Source organism: Paenibacillus plantiphilus (assembly GCF_927798095.1).
Lineage (GTDB): Bacteria > Bacillota > Bacilli > Paenibacillales > Paenibacillaceae > Paenibacillus_Z > Paenibacillus_Z plantiphilus.
On sequence record NZ_CAKMMF010000022.1, the window covers coordinates 1 to 25,285 of the forward strand.

The window sequence follows — 25,285 nt, forward strand, 5'->3', positions numbered from 1 at the left end:
ATAACCGGAAGCGAATCCACGGTTCATTGGGTTACCTATCTCCTGACCGATTTGAAGCTGAGTACTATAAAAGCATTTGTAAGCAACGTTAGTTGGTGTCTACTTTCTTGACAGAGGTCCATTTTCAGCTTTACAGCGCGCCTCGATCCATTTTTTCGAGCTGTAAAGCGGTTTTTCCGCCTTATGGAGATAGCCGAAGAGTATTCTGCTATGCCTTGGCATTTGTAAGAGGGTTTTTCAGCTTTACAGCGCGCCTCGATCCTCATTTCCGTGCTGTAAAGCGGTTTTTCCGCCTTATACAGGACTGGCTTTCTCTGCAACCTGACTTTAAACGAGAATAAAAAAAACTCCCCGCTCCATTTTCAACGATTCTTAGCGGCAGTCGACGTATTGGCCTCTTAAGCGGCAACGAGGCTGTCCCATTAGCAGCAGTGAGCAGCTACTTATGGGACAGCCTCGATTTGTCAGATCCTAATTTTCCGCACTGCGTCCAGCTCTCAGCGCCCACCGCGTGGTGTGCGTTCGATGACGGCGCTTATGCCCCGAACGATTGTGGATTCTCGCGCCATGCCTGCAGAACAGCGACATCGCTGCTTTGCACAGCACCGTTCTTCACCGCCACATCGATTAATGCGGAGTAATTCGATAACGTCGTGAGCGGAATGTTCTCAGCTTCGAATGCTTCTATCGCATGCGCAAATTGGTAAGTAAAGATCGCTACAACAGCTTGAACCTCGCAGCCTGCTTCACGAACAGCAACAGCCGCTTTAAGCGAGCTTCCCCCCGTAGAGATGAGATCCTCGATAAGAACAACCTTCTGACCGGGTGTAAAATGGCCTTCGATTTGATTCGTCTTACCGTGTCCCTTTGCTTTGTCGCGGACGTACAGCATCGGCAGATTCAGCTTCTGTGCAACCCATGCTGCATGCGGAATGCCGCCTGTCGCAATGCCGGCAACCGCTTCGCAGTCGGGGTAGCTTTCTCTAATGATTGCCGCGAAGCCTTCAGCGATGGAATCGCGGATAGCCGGATAAGACATCGTTAAGCGATTGTCGCAATAAATCGGCGATTTCATTCCGGAAGTCCACGTAAACGGATCATTCGGACGCAGAGCAACCGCGTTGATTTCCAGCAGTCCTTTGGCAATATCATATGGCAATTGTTCCAGCAATTCCTTACTCATTTCCAACCAGCTCCTCAATAATAGATTCGATGGCCGCACGGGGATCAGCAGCCCCTGTTATCGGCCTTCCAATTACCATATAGTCCGTGCCTTGCGCAAGCGCCTCGCTGGGAGTCATAATGCGGGATTGATCGTTCAGTGCTGCTCCTGCCGGACGGATGCCCGGCGTTACTGTCTTGAATTCAGCGCCGCAAGCGGCCTTGATGAGCTGCACCTCCTGCGGAGATGCGACAACACCGTTCAAGCCCGCTGACTTGGCAAGCGTTGCGTAACGGATAACCGCATCCTCGACGGAACCGGCTATGCCAATCTCGGAATTGAGCACAACTTGACTAGTGCTTGTCAGGTGAGTGACCGCAATGACAGTCGGACGATACCCGCCGGTAGAACCCCCTGCCAGCGCAGCATCTACACCTTCCATAGCAGCCTCCATCATTTCCTTGCCGCCCGCGCCATGCACATTGAACATATCGACGCCAAGCTTCGTAATGCTGCTTGCTCCGCCCTTAACGGTGTTCGGAATATCATGCATCTTCAGATCGAGGAAAACGCGGTAGCCGCTTTCCTTCAGACTAGCGATAAACGCTGGTCCAGCGGAATAAAACAGCTGCATGCCAACCTTGATGTAGCAAGGAATTCCCTCAAGGTCGCGCAGCAGCTTCTTTGCAGCCCCTGCTTCCGGATAATCCAGCGCGACCATTATTCGTCCAGCCGCTTCTTCTCGCGTCAAACCTGTCATCTGCATTGCCCCCTCTTGGCGAAAATGTGATATGTACAGACGAGACGGCCACCCATCCGCACCGAGACAGCTTGCCGAAAGGCAGGCGATGTCTCGGCCGACGTTGGCCGTTCATATCCGCAAAGCTTATTTCTTCTGCAGCACCGGCATAGGCCGCGAGGAGAAGTTAATCGTTTCGAGCATCGTGAGCAACGCCTGAACAGTATCCAGCGAGGTCATACAGACGACGCCGTTCTCAACCGCTTCACGGCGGATACGGAATCCGTCACGCTCTGGAGTTTTACCCTTCGTCAGCGTATTGACAACGAAGTGCGCTTGACCGTCACGGATCAGATCGAGAATGTTCGGCGAGCCCTCGCTCAGCTTGTTCACACGCTTCACGCGCAGTCCCGCTTCTTCAAGCGAGTCCGCCGTTCCGCCTGTTGCAATAATATTGTAGCCCAGCTCGTAGAAGCCGCGCAAAATTTCAATCGCCTCCGGCTTGTCTTTGTCCGCAACAGTCGCAATAATCGCGCCTGTCGGCGGGATGCGCATGCCTGCACCGATCAAGCCTTTGTACAGTGCTTTTGCATACTGCTGGTCGCGTCCCATTACCTCGCCCGTCGATTTCATCTCAGGAGTCAGCGTCGGGTCTACGCGGCGAAGCTTCGCGAAGGAGAATACAGGAACCTTAACCGATACATAATCATCCTCCGGCCACAAGCCCTCGGAGTAGCCCAGACTTGCAAGCTTCGTGCCCAGAATCGCCTTGGTCGCCAAATTCGCCATCGGCACATTCGTTACTTTGCTCAGGAACGGCACTGTACGGGAGGAGCGCGGATTTACCTCGATCACGTACACTTGATCTTTATAAATAACGAACTGGATGTTGACGAGTCCGATAACATCAAATTCCTTGGCGATTTTGATCGTGATGTCGATCATCTGCTGCTTGAGATCCTCGGACAGCGATTGCGGCGGGTAGACCGCGATAGAATCGCCGGAGTGAACGCCTGCGCGCTCCACATGCTCCATAATGCCTGGAATAAGCACTGTCTCGCCATCACAGATCGCGTCAACCTCTGCTTCCTTGCCCAGCATGTAACGGTCAATCAGAACCGGATGCTCTGGATTGATCTTCACCGCTTGCTCCATGTAAGTAAGGAGCTCTTCATCGGAATATACGATTTCCATCGCGCGTCCTCCAAGAACATAAGAAGGTCTTACAAGCACCGGATAACCAAGTCCCTGTGCCGTTTCGACCGCTTCGTCCACGGAAACGACTGTTTTCCCTTCTGGTTGAGCAATATCCAGCTTGCGAAGCAAAGCTTCGAATTTCTTGCGATCCTCTGCATTGTCGATGCTCTCCAGAGAGGAGCCCAGAATGCGAACGCCTGCTTTGGTAAGCGGCGCAGCCAGATTAATCGCCGTTTGCCCGCCGAACTGAACGATAACGCCGATCGGCTTCTCCTGCTCGATTACGTTCATCACGTCCTCGAAGAAGAGCGGCTCGAAGTACAAGCGATCAGATGTGCTAAAGTCGGTTGATACCGTCTCCGGATTGTTATTAATAATGACCGCTTCATAGCCTGCATCCTGGATGGCCCATACTGCATGAACGGTAGAGTAATCGAACTCGATGCCTTGGCCGATCCGGATAGGACCGGAACCTAGCACAAGAACCTTCTCTTTATTTGACTCGATCACTTCATTCTCAGTTTCATAAGTCGAGTAGTAGTAAGGCGTTGTCGCTTCGAATTCGGCCGCACAGGTATCTACCATTTTGTAAACAGGCTTGAAGCCTGCTTTAACTCGAAACTCGCGTACTTCCTGCTCCGTTGCCAGTAATTGATGTCCGCCTTCGCTGCGGATTTCTGCGATGGAGCGATCGGTAAAGCCCTTGCGCTTGGCTGCATACAGCAGCTCAGAAGTCAGCTCTGCCGCGCTCCGAAGCTCATTCTCGAAGCGAACGATGCCTTCGAGCTTATCCAGGAACCACCAGTCGATATTCGTAATATTCTGAACGTCCTGCAGCTCGTAACCGCGGCGGAATGCTTCCGCAACAAGGAACATTCGCTCATCGTCCGGCTTGTTCAGACGGAAGCGAAGCGTATCGTCGCTAAGCTGGGACGCTTCCTTCAAATGAATGCGATGCGCGCCGATCTCCAGCGAGCGAACCGCTTTGTGAATGGATTCCTCAAAGGTACGGCCGATAGCCATTACTTCGCCGGTTGCTTTCATCTGCGTACCCAGCTTGCGGTTTGCAGAGATGAATTTATCGAACGGCCAGCGCGGGATTTTGGAAACGATATAATCCAATGTTGGCTCAAAGCATGCATAAGTTTGGCCTGTAACCGGATTGACGATCTCGTCCAGCGTATAGCCGATTGCGATCTTCGCAGCCATCTTCGCAATTGGATAGCCAGTTGCTTTGGAGGCCAGTGCGGAAGAACGGCTAACCCGTGGATTCACTTCGATGACATAATATTGATAGCTGAAAGGATCAAGAGCGAATTGGACGTTGCAGCCGCCCTCAATGTTCAACGCGCGAATGATCTTGAGCGATGCCGAACGAAGCATCTGATATTCACGATCGGACAGCGTTTGGCTTGGCGCTACGACGATACTGTCGCCGGTATGAACGCCAACAGGATCAAAGTTCTCCATGTTGCAGACAACGATACAGCTGTCATTGGCGTCTCGCATAACCTCATATTCGACTTCCTTCATGCCGGCAATCGATTTCTCGATCAGACATTGGCTGATCGGGCTGTAGCGAATACCCGATGCCACAATCTCCAGCAGCTCTTCCTCACTGGAGCAAATACCGCCGCCTGTTCCGCCTAATGTATAGGCAGGACGGACGATGATGGGATAGCCGATTTCATTAGCGAAGTCTACCGCTTCCTCTACCGTCGTAACGATGACGCTCTCAGGAACCGGCTGTTCCAGCTCACGCATCAGATCGCGGAACAAGTCGCGGTCTTCTGCTTTCTCAATCGCTGTAAGCTGCGTTCCGAGCAGCTTCACCTTCTCGCGCTCCAGCACGCCTGCGCGTGCCAGCTCAACGGCCATGTTAAGGCCGGTTTGTCCGCCCAATGTCGGCAGCAAGCCATCCGGACGCTCTTGGCGAATTATTTGCGTTACGAATTCCAGCGTGATGGGCTCGATGTAGACTTTATCCGCCATATTCGTGTCGGTCATAATGGTTGCAGGATTGCTATTGATAAGGACTACCTCGTAGCCTTCTTCTTTCAACGCTTGGCAAGCTTGCGTGCCGGCGTAATCGAATTCAGCCGCCTGACCGATAACGATAGGACCAGAGCCGATGACGAGTATCTTTTTGAGTTCATTATTTTTGGGCATACAGCAGCTCTCCTCTCAGCGATTCCGCAAGCTGGGCTTGACGCGGTTTCTTCGGGTTATTTCTCTTATGTTCGCGGATCATCTCCAGAAATTCATCAAACAGGTAGCTTGAATCGAATGGACCTGGTGCGGCTTCGGGATGGTATTGCACCGTGAATGCCGGATGTTCGGTATGCTTCAGACCTTCGATTGTGCGGTCATTGTTGTTGATATGCGTTACGGCCAGCTTCGTATTCTTGACGGAATCCTCAAGCACTGTGTAGCCATGATTCTGCGATGTGATGTAGCAGCGATTCGTTGCCAGCTCCTTCACAGGATGGTTGCCGCCGCGATGGCCGAACTTCAGCTTCGCTGTGTCAGCGCCGCAAGCCAGAGCGAACAGCTGATGTCCGAGGCAAATGCCGAAGATCGGATATTCGCCAAGCAGCTCGCTAATCATCTTGACTGCTTGAGGCACATCCTTGGGATCTCCAGGGCCGTTGGACAGCTGGATGCCATCAGGATTCAGGCGGCGGATTTGTTCTGCTGTCGTATCATGAGGCACGACAACAACATCACAGCCTCGCTTGGTCAGCTCGCGCAGAATGCCGCTCTTCGCGCCGAAATCAACCAGCACGATACGTTCGCCGTTGCCCGGGCTTGAGAAAATGCTGCTCGTCGAAGTACGCGCTACTTGATCCGTCATAAGCTGTGAAGCTCCAAGACGCTCCTGCAGCTCTTCCACGCGCTCCGCGCCAGTCGTCAGAATGCCCTTCATCGTACCATGATGACGCAGAATCCGGGTCAGCATCCGGGTATCGATATCGCTGATGCCAATAATGCCGTATTCCTTAAGCAAGCGGTCCAAAGAATATTCAGCGCGCCAGTTGCTTGGCATCGGCTCATGACGGCGTACGACAAAGCCGTGAATGAAAGGATGGATGCATTCGAAATCATCGCGCGTAATGCCGTAGTTGCCGACAAGCGGGTAGGTCATCGTAACGATTTGTCCGCAGTATGACGGATCGGAGATAACCTCTTGATAACCTGTAATACCGGTATTAAATACAACCTCGCCGGATGATTGGCCTTCAGCGCCGAATCCCAGACCCGTAAACAATGTTCCATCTTCCAATAACAATCTTGCTTGCATCCGTATCACTCCTTCAAAGGTTTTCTGCGAAACTCCAATTTATGTGCGAGCAGAAAACTCGCTTCGGAGGAAGCCTTCGCTATTCTAAGCTGATTTCCATCATGTCTTGTTTATTGACTTGCTTGCTTATTGTCTTGCTTGCTTACAGCTCCGACCAAACGACAGCGCCATTCACCATCGTCAGAACTGGCCATCCATTTAATTTCCAACCGCCAAACGGCGTGTTTTTTCCTTTTGAAGCGAAGGCTTGCGGATCTACCTCGCGCTCACCCTCCAGATCTACAATCGTGACATCCGCAGGCGCGCCTACAGCCAAAGAGCCAGTCGGCAGTCCGAACACGCGCGCTGGATCTGTCGTCATACGTTTCAGCAGGAAGCCAAGCGGCCATTTGCCGTTCTTCACGAAATGCGTATACATGAGCGGAAACGCAGTCTCGAAGCCCGTGATGCCGAAAGGCGCAAGCAGCATGCCGCGCGCTTTCTCTTCAGCGCTATGAGGCGCATGGTCGGTAACGATCATATCAAGCGTTCCGTCCTCCAGCCCTTCGATAACCGCCTGCACATCGCGCGGTGTACGTAGCGGCGGGTTCATTTTCCAATTGGCGTCCAGACTCGGAATATCTTCATCTGACAGAATCAGATGATGCGGACATACCTCTGCGGTTACTTTCACACCGACACTCTTCGCCAGGCGAATGAGGCGGACAGACTGCTCTGTGCTGACGTGGCAAACATGGTAATGAACGCCTGTCGCTTCAGCCAGCAGAACATCACGGCCGACATGAATCGCTTCGGATTCATTCGGTATTCCCTTCAGTCCGTGCTTCTGTGCGAATTTGCCTTCGGTTACCGCAGCGCCAACAACGAGTGTGTCATCCTCACAGTGCGCGATGATCGGCATATTCATAGAAGCGGCCAAGCTCATCGCGTCCTTCATCATTTGCGCATTCTGAACGCCCACGCCATCATCCGTAAACCCGATCGCGCCAGCTTCCTTCAGCGCTGCAAAGTCGGTCAGCTCGCGGCCAAGCTCGTTTTTCGTAATCGCGGCATAAGGCAGCACGCGCACGATTCCTTCTGTCGCTGCCTTGTCCAGCACGTACTTGATCGTCTCCGGCGTATCAATAACCGGTCTTGTGTTCGGCATACAGGCGATAGTTGTGAAGCCGCCGCGCGCAGCCGATCGCGTACCGCTTGCAATATCCTCTTTATATTCGAAGCCCGGCTCGCGCAGATGGACGTGCATATCGATAAATCCTGCGGAGAGGAGCATTCCTTTCGCATCAATCGTCTCATGTCCGGCTGTATCCGGCAGACCGTCTGCACCGCTTGCGATCGCTGCGATTACACCGTTCTCCACGCGAACATGCTTGACCTCCAGCTGCTCGGCAGCCTCATTCCACACTTGTCCATTCAGTATCCAGGTTGACATTCGTTACATTCTCCTTTCGGCGCCTTCAAGCGTTTCAAGTCTATTACCCTAAAGCCCGTTCAATAACAGCCATGCGTACGGGTACGCCGTTCTCCATCTGGGGAAAAATGCGTGATTGCGGATGCTCGACCAACTCATCGTCGATTTCCACATTGCGGTTGATTGGCGCAGGATGCATGATAATGGCATGCGGTGCGATCCTCTTCGCCCGTTCTACAGTCAGACCGTATTGCTCACGGTACTCCTCAGCAGATTTGATCATCCCATTCTCATGCCGTTCCAGTTGAACGCGAAGCATCATGATGACATCCGCCTTCAGTGCTTCTTCTATTGAAATGTAGGCTGCGTCCAGCTCTGTCGCTACCATGTTCGGAGGAGCGCAGAAGCGCACATTCACGCCAAGCTTTTGCAGCGCCCACAGATTCGAACGGGCTACCCGGCTGTGTAAAATATCACCGATTATGGCCACTGTCAGCCCCTTGAGCTCACCGAACTGCTTCCGCATCGTATAGATATCAAGCAAAGCTTGTGTTGGATGCTCATTGTTGCCGTCTCCGGCATTAATGAGCGGTACTTTGATTCTTGTCGCTAGGTCAGCCAGAACTCCGATTGGTTTGAGGCGGATAACGCCTGCATCAATACCCATCGATTCCAAGGTGCGTACAGTGTCGTAGATCGACTCGCCCTTCTGGACGCTGGAGACCGCTGCCGAGAAGTTTAGCACCTCTGTGCCAAGCCGTTTCTCCGCAACCTCGAAGGAGAATCTCGTCCGCGTGCTGTTCTCGAAGAACATATTGGCCACGAACTTGCCTTGCAGCACCGGATTCACCTTGACCGGCTGCGCCTCCCAGTGGGCAGCCCGATCAAGCAGCGAAACAATCTCATCTTTGCTTAAATCCTTTAGTCCCAGTAAACTCCGTTGTTTTAAAGTTGTTAGCGTCATCCTGTGTGCCCCCTTTGATGGATTATCGTCACTTTATCCTCATCATCCACTTCTTGCAGCGACACGACAATTTGCTCCTGCTTGGAGGTTGGCACATTCTTGCCGACATAGTCCGGGCGGATCGGAAGCTCGCGATGCCCGCGGTCCACCAGCACCGCCAGTTGAATATTTTGCGGTCTGCCGCAGTCCATCAGCGCGTCCATCGCTGCCCGAATCGTTCGACCGGTATACAGCACATCGTCAAACAGTATTACCCGTTTGTCCTGCACAATCATCGGCTTGGCGACAATGCCCGATTCTGCAGCTGCAGCTGACTCTCCCCCAGCTAACTTGATGATTGCTTTGCGATCATCGCGATAGGAGGTAATATCCAGCTCGCTAACCTCGACTGGATGCCCCTCAATTTCATGAATTCGCTGGGCAAGCCGTTCCGCCAAATAAATCCCCCTTGTGCGAATGCCGATCAGAACGCAGTCTTCAATTCCTTTGTTCTTCTCGACAATTTCATGCGCAATTCGTGTAAGAGCCCGGCGGATCGCAGTCTCATCCATAATGATGCGATGATCCTCATCTCTGATGATTCGATGTTCCTCATCTCTGATGATTCGATGTTCCTCATCCATGCGCGTCGTCCGCCTCCTCAAGCCTGCACGATCTTCACTCAAACAAAAAACTCCTTGCGGGCAAGCGCAAGGAGTGCGTAATTCATATGAATCGACACGCAGATATTCAGACAAGCACCGCTTGCGCACAAGTCGCCAGCGGTTCGTCCAATCTATTCGCGGGATTCAATTATTAACGCTTACCTTGCCAGCCTCTCTGGACTGAGTTAAAGGTACTGCTGTTTATCAAAAGAATTATCCCACGTTCGACAATTGATGTCAATACTTCCGCATCATTTACTGCCATGAATGTTGTCGAAAAGTCCAGCCGCTATTACAGACTGAGCTTCGTAATCCGCTCTATGGCCTTCTCCGTATTCTCAAGACTTCCGAAAGCCGTCAGACGGAAATAGCCTTGACCGCTTTGACCGAAGCCGACACCTGGCGTTCCGACGATATTGGCTTCCGAGAGCAGCTTATCGAAGAATGCCCATGAATCCAGGCCGTTCGGCGTTTTGAGCCAAATATACGGCGCATTCACGCCGCCGAACACTTCAAGGCCAAGCGAGGCCAGTCCGTCGCGGATAATCCGTGCATTCGTCATGTAATAGTCGACGATGGATGCAATTTGCGCTTTGCCTTCCGGCGAGAAGATCGCAGCAGCGCCGCGCTGTGTCACATAGGAAACGCCGTTGAATTTTGTCGTATGGCGGCGGTTCCACAGATCGTTGACCTTCACGACATTGCCGTTCGCATCTTTGGCTTGCAGCTCGCGCGGCACAACCGTGTAAGCGCAGCGAACGCCAGTGAAGCCAGCCGTCTTGGAGAAGCTGCGGAATTCAATCGCGACCTCGCGAGCGCCTTCAATTTCGTAAATGCTGCGGGGCACGTCCTTCTCTTGAATAAACGCTTCATAGGCCGAATCGTACAGAATGATGCAATCATTCGCTTTGGCATAATCAACCCAGCGCTTAAGCTCTTCCTTCGTCAGCGTCATACCCGTCGGATTGTTGGGGTAGCAGAGATAGATCAGATCTACTTTGCGGTCTGGAAGACTCGGCGTGAAATTGTTCTCAGCGCTGCATGGCAGGTATACAATATTCTCATATTGATTCGTTTCCTTATTGAACTTGCCTGAACGGCCAGCCATAACATTCGTATCTACATAGACAGGATACACAGGGTCTTGAACAGCAACAACCGCATCCTGGCTGAATATTTCCTGGATATTGCCGACATCGCATTTGGAGCCGTCGCTGACGAACACCTCATTGCTTGCGATGTCGATGCCGCGCGCCTTATAGTCATTGTCGATAATCGCTTGAATGAGAAAATCATAGCCCTGCTCCGGTCCGTAGCCACGGAATGATCCCGGGTTCGCCAGCTCGTCAACAGCAGCATGCATCGCCTTCACTACCGCCTCGGGAAGGCCGCGTGTAACGTCGCCAATGCCAAGGCTGATAATGGCTGCGTTTGGATTTTCCTCCATAAACTTCGTACGTCTCTTCGCAATTTCCGAGAACAGGTAGCTGCCCTGCAGCTCTGTATAATAATGATTGATTTGTGTCATTAGAATCATCCTCACCTTTCTAGCTACTGAATGCTTATGCAACAATTGCATTCATCATAGCCTAATTCAGACATCCAGCATAATAAAGAAAATGGCCAAAAGTTTGCACTTTTTGACCATCGTCTATCGTCTGCTATCGGGATCTCAATATCGCCAGCTCCCGCTCCATATCCTCCGGAATCGGAGCTTCAAGCATAATCTCTGCGCCAGTGCGAGGATGAATGAAGCCAAGTACGGCCGCATGCAGCGCTTGGCCCTTCAGGCCGATTGTTTTGTTTCGTCCATACACAGGATCTCCAGCAAGCGGGTATCCGATGTATTTCATATGTACACGAATTTGGTGAGTCCGTCCCGTCTCCAGTTGCAGCTCCAGCAAGGTGAAATCCACGCCAATCCGCTCAACGACAGCAAAATGCGTCACCGCATGCTTGCTTCCGCGATCGGTTACCGTAAACAGCTTGCGGTCATGCGGATCACGTCCTATAGGCGCATCGACCGTTCCGTTCTCATGCGGCACATTGCCGTGAACGAGCGCCATATACTTGCGGGTCACGGTATGCTCCTTCAATTGGTGAGCAAGCGAGGCATGTGCGGCATCATTCTTCGCTATCATAAGGAGTCCTGAGGTATCCTTGTCGATCCGATGCACGATGCCCGGCCGCATCACACCATTGATGCCGGACAGATCCTTGCAGTGATGCATGAGCGCATTAACGACCGTTCCCGAATAATGGCCAAGCGCAGGATGCACAACCATTCCCCGTGGCTTATTAATAACGATGACATCACTGTCCTCGAACACCACATCGAGCGGAATGTCTTCCGGCTCAATAACAGCGCTTACGGGCTCAGGAATGGCAACGGCAACCGTATCACCGGCCATGACCTTGTAATTCGCTTTGATCTGGCGGCCGTTCACCTTCACGGCGCCTGACTTCAGCCATTCCTGCACCTGTGTTCTGGATACGGCAGCGCCTTCCTCCAGACTTTCCGTTACATATTTGTCAAGACGCTCGCCTGCTTCGCTCTCGCCGACAATAAATTCAAGCGGCTCCTCAGTGGACGGTTTGCTGTCCATCTTGTTCGTTTCGTTTATCTCGTTCATTAGAATCTCCGTTCTCATTTTTCATGGAGAGGAATGCATCCAGTATGATTAGTCCAGCGCCGCATACGATCCCCATATCGGCCACATTGAAGATCGGGAAGATATAGCTTCCGAAAGTGAACTGCAGGAAATCGACAACCTCGCCATACAACGCGCGATCGAGGAAATTGCCAAACGCTCCGCCTAATACCAGCCCCAAGCCAAGGAGCAGCATCGTCTTGCCGGAGTTGCGGTTCGTGTGAGCGTACCAGATGATTCCAATGAGAACCACCACAGTAACACAAATGAACAATAGCGTCTGCTCCTGCAGAATGCCAAAGGCAGCCCCTTTGTTGCGATGCGAAGTAATGATGAAGAATTCACCCAGAACATTTATTCTTTCACCAATTTCAAGCTTCTGTTCAATGATCTCCTTCGTCACATAATCGATTGCGAATACAATTAAGGCGATCCAATAATAGTAATATTTCACCTCGTCGTCCCCTCCTGTTCCCAACACATTGTAGCACATTTTCCCTGTGTCAGACTAGCAATTCCAGCCCCCCCAGACATGCCCTTTTGTAAAATAGAACGGAGATGCTAAAGCTAATGGCTGTATCAACATTCATACGCTCATACATTAGACTGAAGGGATGTGCCGTGCGCTTATGCCCCATCTTACCAGGAAACAAATCGATCATCTTCGCAGACGGCTCCAATCCGACAAGACCATGACTGAGAAGCGTCTGGCAGACAGCGAGCATTATGGACTTGCTTCCTCTCTGCGGGATGAAACAGGCGAGCTGTCAACGATGGATAATCATCCTGCCGACCTGGCGACCGAGATGTATGAACGGGGCAAGGATATCGCCCTGCTTGAACAGGAGGATCTGAGGCTCAGCCGGATCGAGACCGCCCTGACAGCTATGAGCAGCGGCACTTACGGCACTTGCCTGTCATGCGGCATTCCGATCCCATTCAAGCGCTTGCAAGCATTGCCCGATACGCTGCACTGTATCGATCACGCGCCGAGACAGGAGCCCTCGGATCGCAGGCCGATCGAGGAACAATTTCTTACACCGCCATTCGGCCGCTCCAGTCTGGATGAACGCGAGGGCTACAATGGATTCGATGGCGAGGATGCTTGGCAAATTGTCGAGCAATGGGGCAATTCCGATTCACCGGCCATGTCCGAGAATCGCGACGTGTTTTCCTATGATGATATCGGAATTGAGGCCGATGAAGCCGATGGTTACGTGGAGCCCCTTGAAAGCTTTCTCGCCACCGACATTACAGGCACTTATGTCAGTGTTATCCGCAACAAAGCCTACTATGAATATCTGGATCATAAGGAAGGCGATTACGGGCTGGAGCAGGATTAAGCTTCAGCCCTCTTCCATACATTAATATGCCTTGCCCTCCAATTGATGCTGAACGATACGTACAATATCGGCAATGTAGTCGCCAATAATCGGCAGGTTCAAAGCACCCAGCAGTCGAAGCACATAAAGAATCGTCGCGGCAAAAAACGTGAAGCCGATGGCGATACCAACACCTCTGGCTGTTCCAGCCAGAAGATTGCGCCACATCAGCGAGAACGGCCTGTTGAGCAAATCCACATAATCAGCCATTTGCGAGCGTTCCAGGTCAATAGCTACCTTCTCCAGCCGATTATTGAGCGAATCGACAATACGCCGCATCGCAGCAATATCCTTCTTCTCCTCTGTCATCAACATTCCTCCAACGTGCCCCAGCTTGGGGCTGGCAACAACAAACGCCCGTGCATGACCGCCAGCGGATTGCTCCGCTCGCAGGTCATTATCGCATGGGCGTTCGTTATTTAACATCTGTATGGGCAGTATTCCCTTAACCGCCGATTAGAATTCCAATTTCTTTATCGCCTAGAGAAACCCGTTCCATTCCATCACGACTTCCATAGTCCACACTGCTGAGCAAAACATTTTCGAACAGCACATGCTCGAACGCTTGCAGAGCCGCATGCAGCTCTTGATCCACATCCAGCAGCAGCTGTATCCGCTTCTCGATGGCCAGATCCAGCTTCTTCCGCGTATCCTGAACTGCGCGGATCACCTCGCGCACAAGCCCTTCCTGCTCCAGCTCCGGCGTAATATCCGTGTTAAGCGCAACCGTCAGCCCGGAGCCCGACGCTGATGCGAAGCCGGATTTAGCCTGCTTCTCTACAAGCAGCTCCTCCAGTTCGATCCGAAGCGCCTCGCCTTCCGCCGTCGTAAAGGTCAGCTCGCCGCTCTGCACAGCTGCCCGTGTCTCATCAGCGGTTAACGTCTTCAGATGCGCCTGAATCGGACCAACAAGCTTGCCGTATTTCTTCCCCGCCGTTTTCAGGTTCAGCTTAAAGGAGAAATCAACGAAGCCGCTATCGCCGCTTGCAATCGTGATCGTCTTCACATTGATCTCATCCTTGATAATGCCCTCGTATGGCGACAGCTCGAAATCATCACGGTCCAGAGCTACAATAACCTCTGACAACGGCTGGCGGGTTTTAATGCCTGTCTCGTTGCGAACATTGCGAGCAAGCTCTACGATTACGCGAGCTGTTTCCATATCGCGCTCCAACGTCTCGTCAATCGCTGCCTCGTCCACCTCTGGGTAGTCGGCAAGATGGACACTTTCGCCGACGCCTCCGAGATTGCTGTATACATCCTCAGCCAGCAGCGGAGCGAATGGAGCGATCAAGCGCGACAAGGTGAGCAGCACATGGCGCAGCGTTCCGTACGCATCCAGCTTTTCATCCGACAGCCCGCTGCCCCAGAAACGGTCGCGCGAACGGCGAATGTACCAGTTGCTCAGCTCATCTACGAAGATTTCAATCGCCTTGGCGGAATTCAAGAAGTCATACTCGGCAAGCTCCTTGTTCACTTCACGGACCAGACTATTCAGACGCGATACGATCCAGCGGTCCAGCTTGCCGCTGGAGACGCGATACGGCTGAGTCAGCGGGTCATAGCCGTCTATCGTCGCATACAGCGCGAAGAACGCATGTGTATTGACGATTGTATCGATAACCTTCGATTTAGCTTCGCCCACGATGCCGCGCGAGAAGCGCTTGCTGTTCCACGGCGCACTGTCGGCAAGCAGCGCCCACCGGAATGCATCCGTGCCGTATTCATGAATGATCTCCCACGGATCGATTACATTGCCCTTGGACTTGGACATCTTCTGTCCGTTCTCATCGAGAATATGGCCTGTGGAGAGAACCGCCTTGTAAGGCGCTTTGCCATTATAGAGCGTCGAAACCGCCAGCAGACTGAAGAACCAGCCGCGCGTCTGGTCAATGCCCTCGCAAATAATGTCCGCAGGATATTGATCCTGGAATGCCGCCTCGTTATCAAAAGGATAATGCTGCTGCGCAAAAGGCATCGAGCCGCTGTCGAACCAAACATCGATCACTTCCGAGGTTCTCGTCATGACGCCGCCCTCACAATGCGGACAGTTCAGCTTCACTTCATCGACATACGGCTTGTGCAGCTCGATATCCGGCGAGATCGGCTCCACCGAGCGTGCCGCAAGATCCGCTCTGCTGCCGGGCGCATGCTGCCCGCCGCAGCTCTCGCACACCCACACATTCAGCGGCGTGCCCCAGTAGCGGTTGCGGCTGATGTTCCAATCGACGAGATCCTCCAGAAACTTGCCGAACCTGCCTTCGCGAATATGACCGGGATACCAGTTCACCTCATTGTTGTTGGCGATAAGCTGTTCCTTGATCGCCGTCGTCTCAATGAACCAGCTCTCCGTCGCATAGTAGAGCAGCGGCGATTTGCAGCGCCAGCAGAACGGATAGCTATGCTCATAACGCTCCTTCGAGAACAGCAGCGAGCGCTCGCTAAGCATTTTGACAATATCGATATCGCAATCCTTGACGAAACGACCTGCGAGATCTGTTATCTCTTCGTTGTAGTGCCCTCTTCCGTCAATAACGTTCAGGAAGTCAATGCCGTTCTGCCGTGCGACCTTGTAGTCGTCCTCGCCATGAGCCGGCGCGATATGGACGATGCCTGTACCGCTCGCATCGCTGACGAAATCGCCTGGAATAACGATATGCCCCTTCTCCAGCTGCGCATATTGGAATGGCGGCGCATACTTCAGACCGACAAGCTCCGCGCCCTTAACGGTTGATTCCACCTCATACTCGCCCTTCATCACACTCTCCACGAGAGCCTCTGCAACGATGTAGGTCTCGCCATCCTGCTTAACTCTTGCGTAGTCCAGAGCAGGGTTGACCGCCAGCGCTACATTCGCAGGAAGTGTCCATGGCGTCGTCGTCCATGCGAGAATCGAAGCATCGGAATCGGCCAGCTTGAACTTCACCGTCGCGCTCAAATCTTTGACATCCTCATAGCCCTGCGCAACCTCATGCGAGCTGAGCGTCGTCTGACAGCATGGGCAGTACGGGCTGACGCGATGGCCTCTGTACAGCAGCCCCTTCTCATGAATGTTCGAAAGAATATGCCATACACTCTCGATATAATTGTTGTCCAGCGTTATATACGGATCATCCATATTCGTCCAATAGCCGATCGCCTCGGTCAATTCCCGCCATTGGCGCTCATATTCGAACACACTGTCCTTGCATTTCTTGACGAAGGCTTCAATGCCGTATTTCTCAATCTCCTGCTTGCCCGAAATGCCGAGCTGCTTCTCAACGCCCAGCTCAACCGGCAATCCATGCGTATCCCATCCCGCTTTGCGGACGACACGATAACCCGCCATCGTTTTGTAGCGGCAAATAAAATCTTTAATAACCCGTCCCAGCACATGGCCGATATGCGGCGCCCCATTAGCGGTTGGCGGTCCTTCATAGAAGACAAAATTCGGCTTGCCCTCCCGATGGTCGATCGATCGCTTGAACGTATCCTCCGTTTTCCATTTGGCTAGTATCCGCATGTCGCGGGCTCTTGCCCGTTCCTTCACATCTACGCGTTCCATTGCAGTCAATCCCCTTTCAATTCTCGTTGGAAAATAAAAAAAGCCCCATCCCTGTAAAGGGACGAGGCCTGCTCGCGTTACCACCCTTGTTCCGATTCATGACCTGCAAGCTGTCCGCATCCCAAGGATACGATAGCTGCACCGTCATTCATTCGGCACCTTAGTCACGGATCTATACATCCGCGGTCCCTGTAACGGTGGACATCCGGCACGGCGCTTACTACAGTGCGGCAGCAATCTGGCTGACGCTTCCGGTTTCGGCGCGGCTTCTCAGAGAGGATATTCCGCCACGGTTTGCACACCGGCTTTCAGCGCAAGGCCGGTTCTCTGGGGAGCAAACATCATTAGCGTACTTGTTCTCATCAACGAAATTAACCTGTTAAGCCAACTTATTATACCTAGTTATACGCCATTCGCAAAAGAATGTCAATTGACATGATGAGGCCGTTTAATCTCGATTTATTTCTCTGGCAGGGGCACTGCCACCCTCCAGAGAATCCCAGCCCTCCAGGCCGAGAAGCTCAAGCTGCGCTTCAACGAGAGTACGGAACCGTGCACGATAGATGGAGGCCTGCTTCTTCAGCTCTTCCACTTCAAGCGCAACCTTGCGGGATTTCGAGAGCGCTTCGTTAATGATGCGATCCGCATTTTTCTCCGCTTCCTTGAGAATAAGCTGTGCTTCCTTCTTCGAGTTGCTCTTCAGCTCATCTGCAGCTTCCTGCGCGACGATGATTGTTTTGCTTAACGTTTCTTCAATATTGGAAAAATGATTCAGCTTCTCCTGAAGGGCAAGCGACTGATTCTGCAGCTCTTTATTCTCGCGAATGAGTGTTTCATAGTCCTTGATGACCTGATCCAGAAACTCATTCACTTCATCTTCGTCATAACCGCGCAGACGACGGCCAAATTCTTTGTTATGTATGTCCAATGGCGTAAGCGGCATTGGCGCACCTCCTAAGAGTTTTCGAAGAAAACGATCTTCGTAAGCATAATCCGAGTTTTCGAAGAAATCTTTCTTCGTTAGCGATTCGACAGTTCCGCACAAAATCCTGCAAACCTTTTATATATATTTGCCGATTTTGACTCGAAGCCTGCCCTTTTTCGTTATCCCTTCTACGTTCAGCACACGGAATCTGCCCAGCCCTTTGAACGAAATGACATCTCCGTCCTTGAGCTGCGCCGACGGGTCCTCCTCCACCTTCCAGTTCACTCTGCACCTTCCGGCACGGATGGGGTCGACGATTTTGGAGCGGCTGATTCGGTACACATCGCTACATATGCCATCAAGACGCAAAGAAGCCACCGACAAGTTCATTTCCTCCAGCGCCGTCTTCGCAACCTGCAGCTCGGATAAAGGAATGATGTCCGTCAGGACATGAACCCGGTGGACTTGCCGCAAATGAATGTTCAAATAATCGGCAATCTCTTCAATGATGAGACAATGGCAGAACGTATCATGAACATGCAGATCGCCAATACGATCGCGCTTGATGCCAAGGCCGAGCAGCGCCCCCAGGTAATCGCCATGGTCCAGCTCCAGATGTCCCTGCGAGCCGCCGGTAATCTTGAGAAGTGCGATACGATCCGGCTCATCGTCCAACACCCGATAGTCCGGGGCTATGAATGCCCGCCTACGCTCCGCACCCTCATAACCGCCCACAAGCCTGAGTCCAACATCGGGATTGCGATTGACCAGGCTTTGCAAGATTTGAGCCTCGCGCGGATCTAGAAAATCCGTTGCTTTCAGCTCATGCGCATAAGCTGCCCGCTCCACCCATTCAGAGGCCCGATCGACGAACGGACGCTCATTGGGATGAAAATGCACGTACAGGTCGTTCTTCATTACACGAATATACCGATAATCGCGACAATCCCCATCGCAACGAACTGGAGAGCGAGCAGAGCAACGATTGGAGAAATATCAATCATGCCGCCAATCGGCGGTATGACGCGCCTGAACGGTGCCAGATAAGGCTCGACAAGCTTGCCCAGCCATTCGCCGATAAAGCTTTCTCTTGCATTCGGAAGCCAGGAAAGCAGGATATAGCCGATGATCAATATGCGATATATATAGACTAGCGTTCCAACAAAAGATTCAACTTGATCCAACTCAAGGTCACCTCATTTTTTTGTAGTCATTCTCGTCTGCCAGTATTTCAGAAATAGCACCTTGAATTTCAACAGATTCCGGCGTGCACAGAAAAATATTCGAACCCAGCTTCGAAATGCTGCCATTAAGCGCGTATACTGTACCGCTCAGGAAATCCACAATCCGGACTGCCTGATCCGTGCGCACCCGTTGCAAATTAACGACGACAGATCGGCGCGAACGCAGGTGATCAGCGATTTCTTGCGCTTCATCATACGAACGCGGCTCGTTCAGAATAACGCGCACGTTCTTCTGCGAATGAATGCTGACGACATTATTGCTCTTCGTTGATTGTTTACGCGCTTCGAAAGGAGAAGTTTCAACCTCTTGTTCTTCATATTGATCAATTCTTTCGCGTTCTATAACTTCCTCTTCGTCCTGCAGTCCGAAAAAATGCATAAACTTGTTCATAACGCTCATCTCGTATTCCTCCCCACTAATATTGTTCCCAGCCTGAGCCATGTAGCGCCCTCTTCAACCGCCACTTCATAATCACCCGACATACCCATCGATAACCCATTCACCGGCTTCCTAAGCACCGCTGCGGCGTTCAGTTCATCCCTAAGCTGCCGCAAGCCGCGAAACACAGGTCTCGATTGTTCAGCTTCGCCATCCAATGGGGCCATTGTCATAAGGCCTACAGGTTCGATATGCGGCATATCCGCCAGCGACCTTGCGAATTCCTTCAAGCCTTCAGGCGCTAATCCATGCTTGCTGTCCTCGCCTGATACATTGACCTGTATAAAGCACGGTACAACAATACCGAGCTGCTCCGCCCGATTCTGAATAGCTCCAGCAAGCGAAGGCCGATCCAGTGAGTGTATATATGTAAATTTACCAATGACGTCCTTCACCTTGTTCGTCTGAAGCGAGCCAATAAAATGCCAGATAGCTTGTCCGTCGATCGCGGACCTGTCATTGCCTTCAGCCCCTGTTCCGCTGATCGCATTCCACTTGGCGGAAGCATCCTGCCAGCGGTTCTCGCCGAGATGGCGCAATCCGTGGCGAAGCGTATCCTCCGTCTGTTCGATGCCGACATATTTGGTTACAGCTATAATCTGCACATCTTCTCTGCTTCTTCCGCTGCGCTGGCATACTTCGGCGAGACGACGCTCTACCGTTTCAATACGCTCCAATAATGTCACGCGCTCGCTTCACCTCTTTTCATGCCGATCCAGCTAGCCATTCGCCCAGTTGCTCCTCCTTCCATACGATGGGAAAAGAAGATATCCGTCGAACAACCAGTGCACCACTCAGTCATTTCGATGTTGATCGGCAAAATTCCTGCTTTTATCATAAGCTGTCGGTTTATTTCTTTCAAGTTTATGTGCGCTTTCCCTTCTCCGACATGCTTCACCATGACTTCGAAGTCCGCTCCGAATTGCGATTGCGAGCGGGCAAGCTCCTTCACAAGCGGCTCTACCCGATCCAGCACGATTCCATCGACCTCATAGCAGCAGCTTCCGATAGAAGGACCGATAGCCCCGCGTATGTTCTCAGCCAAGCAGCCAAACCCGGTTTGCATGGCCGCAACGGTTTCCAGCGCAATCTCCATAACCGTTCCTTTCCACCCTGCATGCGCCAGCGCAATAACCTCACAGACCGGATCGTAGAAATAGAGCGGAACACAATCCGCATAGAAGGAGGTCAGCAGCACATCCTTCTCCGCTGTAATCAGCGCATCCGTATCCGCAACAGCGCTGCCGCGATCAGCCCGCCCGCTGCCCCTGTCCGCTGTCCTCACGATGTGAACATGATTGCCATGCACCTGCTCTCCGCAGGTCCACGCATCGAAAGGCCAATCCAGCGCATCCGCAATCAGCTGCCGATTGCGAACAACATCCTCAGACGCGTCGCCCACATGAAGCCCGCAATTGAGCGAAGTCCACGGCTCCCCGCTCCCCCCGCCCATACGGCTCGTAAATCCGCTGGTCAACCGATTATCTGCATGCATCCATTTCTCTAATAAAAAAAGCGAAGGTCCCTTCGCGGAATCGTTGCGTTTAAAAGCCTCCATCCAGCCTCACCTCGCCACAAGTGTACCATAGCTGCGGACACCGATGCGAGTGAGGAAGCCAATTTCATCACCCGCACGGACGCAAGAGCCCTCTCGAATCAGCGCGCCTGCGCTTCATCCTCGTCACCGCGGAATGCCTTCGCATCATCCATTCGCACAAGTACGACATCGGTGCCAATCTTCACGATATTCCGCCAAGGAATCACCACATCAGTACCGCCGCCGCCGAACAGGCCGAAAAACTTCGTATAGTTCGGCACAACGATGGAATCGATGCGCCCCTGCCGCAGGTCAAGCTCCAGATCGCTCACCTGTCCGAGCTTGCGGCCATCCACGATATTGATAACATCCTTCGTCTGGAAATCAGATATTTTCATCCCGTCGCTCACCACGTTTCCCTCAGAGATTTCGTCCAATTTGCCTTTATTATTACTATATGCCCGTACCCGGCAAAATGTCCTGTCCCCACTGAAAAAGTCATCGCTTAAAGCTCCTTGGGATATTTTTCAGCCGCTATCACATGCTGACGGCATTAAAAAGATCGCCTTCCATACTGCCAAGAAAGCAGAATTGGAGACGATCTCTTATGGGCGTTGAAGCGGGGTTAATCCCCGCCCTCAACTTCTTGTTTGCTTGATTAAATGTCTCAGCAATCTGAGCGGCGCATGGCGCGCCGAATTACGTTTTCACATGCTTCTGCATCTGTTGAATGGCCGATTTCTCCAGCCTGGACACCTGCGCCTGCGAGATGCCGATCTCATCGGCTACCTCCATCTGTGTTTTCCCTTCGAAGAACCGCATGGACAGAATCATTTTCTCACGTTCGTTGAGCTTATGCATAGCTTCGCGCAGCGCGATTTCCTCAATCCAAGATACATCCTTATTTTTCTCATCGCTGATTTGGTCCATCACATAGATTGGATCGCCACCGTCATGATAAATCGGTTCGAACAATGAGACCGGGTCTTGAATCGCATCAAGTGCGAATACGACATCCTCCTTCGGGACGTTAAGCGCCTCTGATATTTCCAGAATCGTCGGCTCTCTTGAATTTCTGTTCGTCAAGCTATCCCGCACCTGAAGCGCTTTATACGCGATATCCCGCAGGCTGCGCGACACGCGAATCGGGTTGTTATCCCGGAGATAACGGCGGATTTCACCGATAATCATCGGCACCGCATAAGTCGAAAATTTCACATTCTGGCCCAGATCGAAATTGTCAATTGCCTTCATTAATCCGATACATCCCACTTGAAACAGGTCATCGACAAATTCGCCACGGTTATTGAACCGTTGAATGACGCTTAGCACCAATCTCAAATTGCCGTTGACCAATTTCTCTCTTGCCGCCCATTCATTTTTCGTTTGCAATGCGGTGAACAGCTCTCGCATTTCAGCATTAGTCAAAACAGGCAGTTTCGCGGTATCCACTCCACAAATCTCGACTTTGTTTCGGGTCAACGTGATTACCTCCCAAGGAGAAACATTAATGTACAGTATCTCCCCGTCCCCCCATTTTATTCCCATGAAAAAACGGCCTCTCCGCTATTAAAAAAGCAGGAGAAGCCGTTCATATCACTACTTAGAGGCATACTTGGCCATCTATACCCGAACTAAAAAATTTATATTCGCCCAAGCAGCCGTACAGCTAGACCATCTTGTTGAATTCCTTGCGGAGCCGTTTAATGATCCGCTTCTCCAGCCTTGAAATGTAGGATTGCGAGATACCGAGCAGGTCTGCGACATCCTTCTGAGTCTTCTCCTCTCCGTCAGCCAGCCCGAACCTGAGCTCCATAATCGTCCGTTCCCGATCTGTCAGCTTATCCAGCGCCTTATGCAGCAGCTTGCGGTCCACCTGCTCCTCGATATTGCGGTATATCGTATCGTTCTCGGTGCCGAGCACATCAGACAGCAGCAGCTCGTTCCCGTCCCAGTCAATGTTAAGCGGTTCATCGAAGGAAACCTCTGTTCGCGTCTTGTTGTTCCGGCGCAAATACATGAGGATTTCATTCTCAATACAGCGAGATGCATAGGTGGCAAGCTTGATTTTTTTCTCAGGATCAAACGTATTCACTGCTTTAATCAAACCAATGGCTCCGATAGACACCAAATCCTCAATATTAATACCTGTGTTCTCGAACTTGCGGGCAATATAAACGACCAGTCTCAGGTTGCGCTCAATGAGCATGGCGCGAATGGCTGTGTCGCCTGTAGGCAGCTTCTCAAGCAAATATTCCTCTTCTTCACGAGTAAGAGGCGGCGGCAGCGCTTCACTTCCACCAATATAATAGATTTCCTCACTCTTCAATCCGAATAAAAACAAAACACGATAATAATATAACTGCAGGACTAATTTCCATTTGACGAGCATGCTGCTCCATCCCTCCCCGAAGAAGTGTGTACTGGTTCGACCGTGGCAACGCGATTGTTCAGTAATGATGGATGGATAATTGCCTGATAAGCCCCATCTGCGACTAATTTGCCAGCATCCAATCCGATAAGCACCTTGCGCGATTGAAACCTTTCGCCCTCCCGCACAATTTCCACGAGATCCGGCTTAATGGCGAGCATGAATTGCGCTCCACGATTGACACCCCGATACGGCACAAGCCGCAGACGATCCTGCAAGGGGAACGAATCACCCTCCTCATGACTCATCTCTGCAATCAGCTTATCCACCTGCGATTCGCGGATACGGGCGATCCATGAAGCCGGCAATTGCTCCTTCCATACCGCTGTTTCCATGACCATGACAGGTGTGCGCGTGAGCGGCTCATACAGCTGGTTGCCTGTATCAATGAGTCCGATGCAGCGATGCTCCAGCTCGCCTATCGTTACCTTCACCTCCGCAAGATGATTAGCGACAAGATCTCGTTCCTTGCGCTGTGTCATAACGGAACGATAGATGTAGAAGCTGACGCAAACTACACTGAACAGAAACACGATGCCCAGCTTCAGCTTAGGCTGAACCGTACCGTTCACGAACGTCATCGTATTCCATAATTCCTTTGAACCGCTCATTAATAAGTAATGAACCCCCAGCACAGCGCCAGCAGCAGCAAAATTCACCCCGTAGAAAGCGCCGATATGCCGCATGAACTGCTGTATACTTCCGAAGCCGAACGCGGTGAGCAGCATGACGATAGACAGCGCCACCTTGATCACAATGGTGAACATAAAGGACAACGGCGGGAATACAAGCATGATTGCGTACAGCGCTCCTATAGAGGCAGCCAGCAGCACACGCCACCATTTGGCCCTGATGTTCCGTACCCATGCTGTCATAAGGAGAGCGGAGCCATCAATGAGCAGATTGATCATGAAATACACATCGATATAGACAGCGTCCAGACACTCACCTTCCTGCCCTTCATTCCCATTCCAGAGGCTGCTCCTGCCGAGCGCTCGGATAAGGATCATCAGCTTGTGTCTAGTATAGTTAAAGCCTATTACAATGTCTGTCTAAACATGCCGTCACCAGCCATCTTTTTTTGTCGATGCCGCCCGCTTCATCCACCGGCCCATATCGTCAGACAGCATAAGAAAAAACAGGGCTGTCCGATAAGTCCAATGTCCAATGAGTCAGTCCCAATTGATGTGAAAAGAGATACCTCCAAAACACATCACATTCACACATTCGAGCCGGTCTGTAAAACGATTTTTCCGGCTTACACGAAGAATCGCGCACTTTCTGGTAGCTGTAAGCGGTTTTTGTCTGCTTATAGCCCCCACCGAAGCCCATTTCACTCACTCGCTAAGGCTGTAAAACGATTTTTCCCGCTTATACGGCCGATCGCGTTCCTTTCAGCAGCTTTAAGCAGGCTTTTCCCGCTTACAGTAGTCTCCTGCATCGACGCCCCGCACTCCATGCATATGATGACAACCTTCGTACACGAGCAGCTTGAGTCCATTCTTTGGATTCCCACAGACCAAATTCTCCTCTATAGGGCAGCGATTTTATACTTTCTGTCAGGTAGAAAAACGTCAGCGAAGCCCTGACAGTCCTTATACGTTTGAAGATAGCTGCGACGCTCTCAGTAAACATAGATCATCGACGCTTTCTATCCCCTCGCTCGTTCTGCGAGCCGGTTTTTCACGCTTTTACAACGTTCACTCATCATTCA

The 25,285-nt window shown here is 51.8% G+C and carries 23 protein-coding genes and 1 other annotated feature; of the genes, 1 reads left to right on the plus strand and 22 read right to left on the minus strand.

Translation table 11 applies throughout. The features are described from left to right. Window positions 1–535: 535 nt before the first annotated feature. From pyrE to lspA, 10 genes are all read right to left on the minus strand, one after another. Complete coding sequence (gene pyrE / locus L6H65_RS18035) at window positions 536–1,183, minus strand: orotate phosphoribosyltransferase (RefSeq protein WP_290370452.1); 648 nt, start codon at window positions 1,181–1,183, stop codon at window positions 536–538. Further along, complete coding sequence (gene pyrF, locus L6H65_RS18040; RefSeq protein ID WP_236344053.1) at window positions 1,176–1,922, minus strand: orotidine-5'-phosphate decarboxylase; 747 nt, start codon at window positions 1,920–1,922, stop codon at window positions 1,176–1,178. The genes pyrE and pyrF overlap by 8 nt, the downstream gene beginning before the upstream one ends. Before the next feature lie 126 nt (window positions 1,923–2,048). Further along, window positions 2,049–5,267: a carbamoyl-phosphate synthase large subunit gene (gene carB, locus L6H65_RS18045; protein ID WP_236344054.1), complete on the minus strand. Its 3,219-nt coding sequence runs from the start codon at window positions 5,265–5,267 to the stop codon at window positions 2,049–2,051. After that, the gene (locus L6H65_RS18050; RefSeq protein ID WP_236344055.1) at window positions 5,254–6,399 is read right to left on the minus strand and encodes a carbamoyl phosphate synthase small subunit; all 1,146 of its coding nucleotides are present in this window, start codon (window positions 6,397–6,399) and stop codon (window positions 5,254–5,256) included. The genes carB and L6H65_RS18050 overlap by 14 nt, the downstream gene beginning before the upstream one ends. Before the next feature lie 142 nt (window positions 6,400–6,541). Further along, window positions 6,542–7,831 (minus strand): dihydroorotase, encoded by a 1,290-nt coding sequence (gene pyrC / locus L6H65_RS18055; protein ID WP_236344056.1) that lies wholly within the window; start codon window positions 7,829–7,831, stop codon window positions 6,542–6,544. 43 nt (window positions 7,832–7,874) lie between these two features. Next, window positions 7,875–8,774 carry an aspartate carbamoyltransferase catalytic subunit gene (locus L6H65_RS18060; RefSeq protein ID WP_236344057.1) on the minus strand — a complete coding sequence of 300 codons (900 nt, stop codon included), beginning with the start codon at window positions 8,772–8,774 and terminating at the stop codon, window positions 7,875–7,877. Continuing rightward, window positions 8,771–9,325 carry a bifunctional pyr operon transcriptional regulator/uracil phosphoribosyltransferase PyrR gene (gene pyrR / locus L6H65_RS18065; RefSeq protein WP_236344140.1) on the minus strand — a complete coding sequence of 185 codons (555 nt, stop codon included), beginning with the start codon at window positions 9,323–9,325 and terminating at the stop codon, window positions 8,771–8,773. The genes L6H65_RS18060 and pyrR overlap by 4 nt, the downstream gene beginning before the upstream one ends. A gap of 385 nt (window positions 9,326–9,710) precedes the next feature. After that, window positions 9,711–10,946 carry an LL-diaminopimelate aminotransferase gene (locus L6H65_RS18070; RefSeq protein WP_236344058.1) on the minus strand — a complete coding sequence of 412 codons (1,236 nt, stop codon included), beginning with the start codon at window positions 10,944–10,946 and terminating at the stop codon, window positions 9,711–9,713. 133 nt (window positions 10,947–11,079) lie between these two features. Next, window positions 11,080–12,051, minus strand: a complete 972-nt coding sequence (locus tag L6H65_RS18075; RefSeq protein ID WP_236344059.1) for an RluA family pseudouridine synthase — start codon at window positions 12,049–12,051, stop codon at window positions 11,080–11,082. Continuing rightward, the gene (gene lspA / locus L6H65_RS18080) at window positions 12,002–12,523 is read right to left on the minus strand and encodes a signal peptidase II (RefSeq protein WP_236344060.1); all 522 of its coding nucleotides are present in this window, start codon (window positions 12,521–12,523) and stop codon (window positions 12,002–12,004) included. The genes L6H65_RS18075 and lspA overlap by 50 nt, the downstream gene beginning before the upstream one ends. Window positions 12,524–12,698: 175 nt before the next feature. Between lspA and L6H65_RS18085 the strand changes: the two genes are divergently transcribed. Next, entirely contained in the window at window positions 12,699–13,412 is a 714-nt protein-coding gene (locus tag L6H65_RS18085; RefSeq protein WP_236344061.1) for a TraR/DksA C4-type zinc finger protein, read from the plus strand. Window positions 13,413–13,433: 21 nt separating this feature from the next. On the opposite strand, the gene L6H65_RS18090 is transcribed toward L6H65_RS18085, so the two are convergent. From L6H65_RS18090 to spoIIGA, 12 genes are all read right to left on the minus strand, one after another. Next, the gene (locus L6H65_RS18090; protein ID WP_236344141.1) at window positions 13,434–13,730 is read right to left on the minus strand and encodes a DUF5665 domain-containing protein; all 297 of its coding nucleotides are present in this window, start codon (window positions 13,728–13,730) and stop codon (window positions 13,434–13,436) included. A gap of 166 nt (window positions 13,731–13,896) precedes the next feature. After that, window positions 13,897–16,995 carry an isoleucine--tRNA ligase gene (gene ileS / locus L6H65_RS18095; RefSeq protein WP_236344062.1) on the minus strand — a complete coding sequence of 1,033 codons (3,099 nt, stop codon included), beginning with the start codon at window positions 16,993–16,995 and terminating at the stop codon, window positions 13,897–13,899. Window positions 16,996–17,049: 54 nt separating this feature from the next. Next, window positions 17,050–17,370 (minus strand) — a binding site (T-box leader). Between the two features lie 73 nt (window positions 17,371–17,443). Then, window positions 17,444–17,938: a DivIVA domain-containing protein gene (locus tag L6H65_RS18100; RefSeq protein WP_236344063.1), complete on the minus strand. Its 495-nt coding sequence runs from the start codon at window positions 17,936–17,938 to the stop codon at window positions 17,444–17,446. 117 nt (window positions 17,939–18,055) lie between these two features. After that, complete coding sequence (locus tag L6H65_RS18105) at window positions 18,056–18,838, minus strand: YlmH family RNA-binding protein (RefSeq protein WP_236344064.1); 783 nt, start codon at window positions 18,836–18,838, stop codon at window positions 18,056–18,058. Then, the gene (locus tag L6H65_RS18110; protein ID WP_236344065.1) at window positions 18,838–19,104 is read right to left on the minus strand and encodes a YggT family protein; all 267 of its coding nucleotides are present in this window, start codon (window positions 19,102–19,104) and stop codon (window positions 18,838–18,840) included. The genes L6H65_RS18105 and L6H65_RS18110 overlap by 1 nt, the downstream gene beginning before the upstream one ends. Window positions 19,105–19,111: 7 nt before the next feature. Then, entirely contained in the window at window positions 19,112–19,564 is a 453-nt protein-coding gene (locus tag L6H65_RS18115) for a cell division protein SepF (protein WP_236344066.1), read from the minus strand. Continuing rightward, window positions 19,561–20,289, minus strand: a complete 729-nt coding sequence (locus tag L6H65_RS18120) for a YggS family pyridoxal phosphate-dependent enzyme (RefSeq protein ID WP_236344067.1) — start codon at window positions 20,287–20,289, stop codon at window positions 19,561–19,563. Before L6H65_RS18120 ends, L6H65_RS18115 begins: the two co-directional genes overlap by 4 nt. After that, a complete protein-coding gene (gene pgeF / locus L6H65_RS18125; protein WP_236344068.1) occupies window positions 20,286–21,161 on the minus strand; it encodes a peptidoglycan editing factor PgeF in 876 nt (291 codons plus the stop codon). The genes L6H65_RS18120 and pgeF overlap by 4 nt, the downstream gene beginning before the upstream one ends. A 98-nt stretch (window positions 21,162–21,259) precedes the next feature. Beyond that, entirely contained in the window at window positions 21,260–21,538 is a 279-nt protein-coding gene (locus L6H65_RS18130) for a PRC-barrel domain-containing protein (RefSeq protein WP_236344069.1), read from the minus strand. A 301-nt stretch (window positions 21,539–21,839) separates the two neighbouring features. Next, window positions 21,840–22,622: an RNA polymerase sporulation sigma factor SigG gene (gene sigG, locus L6H65_RS18135; RefSeq protein WP_236344070.1), complete on the minus strand. Its 783-nt coding sequence runs from the start codon at window positions 22,620–22,622 to the stop codon at window positions 21,840–21,842. Window positions 22,623–22,809: 187 nt separating this feature from the next. Then, the gene (sigE, locus tag L6H65_RS18140; RefSeq protein WP_236344071.1) at window positions 22,810–23,532 is read right to left on the minus strand and encodes an RNA polymerase sporulation sigma factor SigE; all 723 of its coding nucleotides are present in this window, start codon (window positions 23,530–23,532) and stop codon (window positions 22,810–22,812) included. Further along, window positions 23,511–24,581 carry a sigma-E processing peptidase SpoIIGA gene (spoIIGA, locus tag L6H65_RS18145; RefSeq protein ID WP_236344072.1) on the minus strand — a complete coding sequence of 357 codons (1,071 nt, stop codon included), beginning with the start codon at window positions 24,579–24,581 and terminating at the stop codon, window positions 23,511–23,513. Before spoIIGA ends, sigE begins: the two co-directional genes overlap by 22 nt. Between the last annotated feature and the right edge of the window lie 704 nt (window positions 24,582–25,285).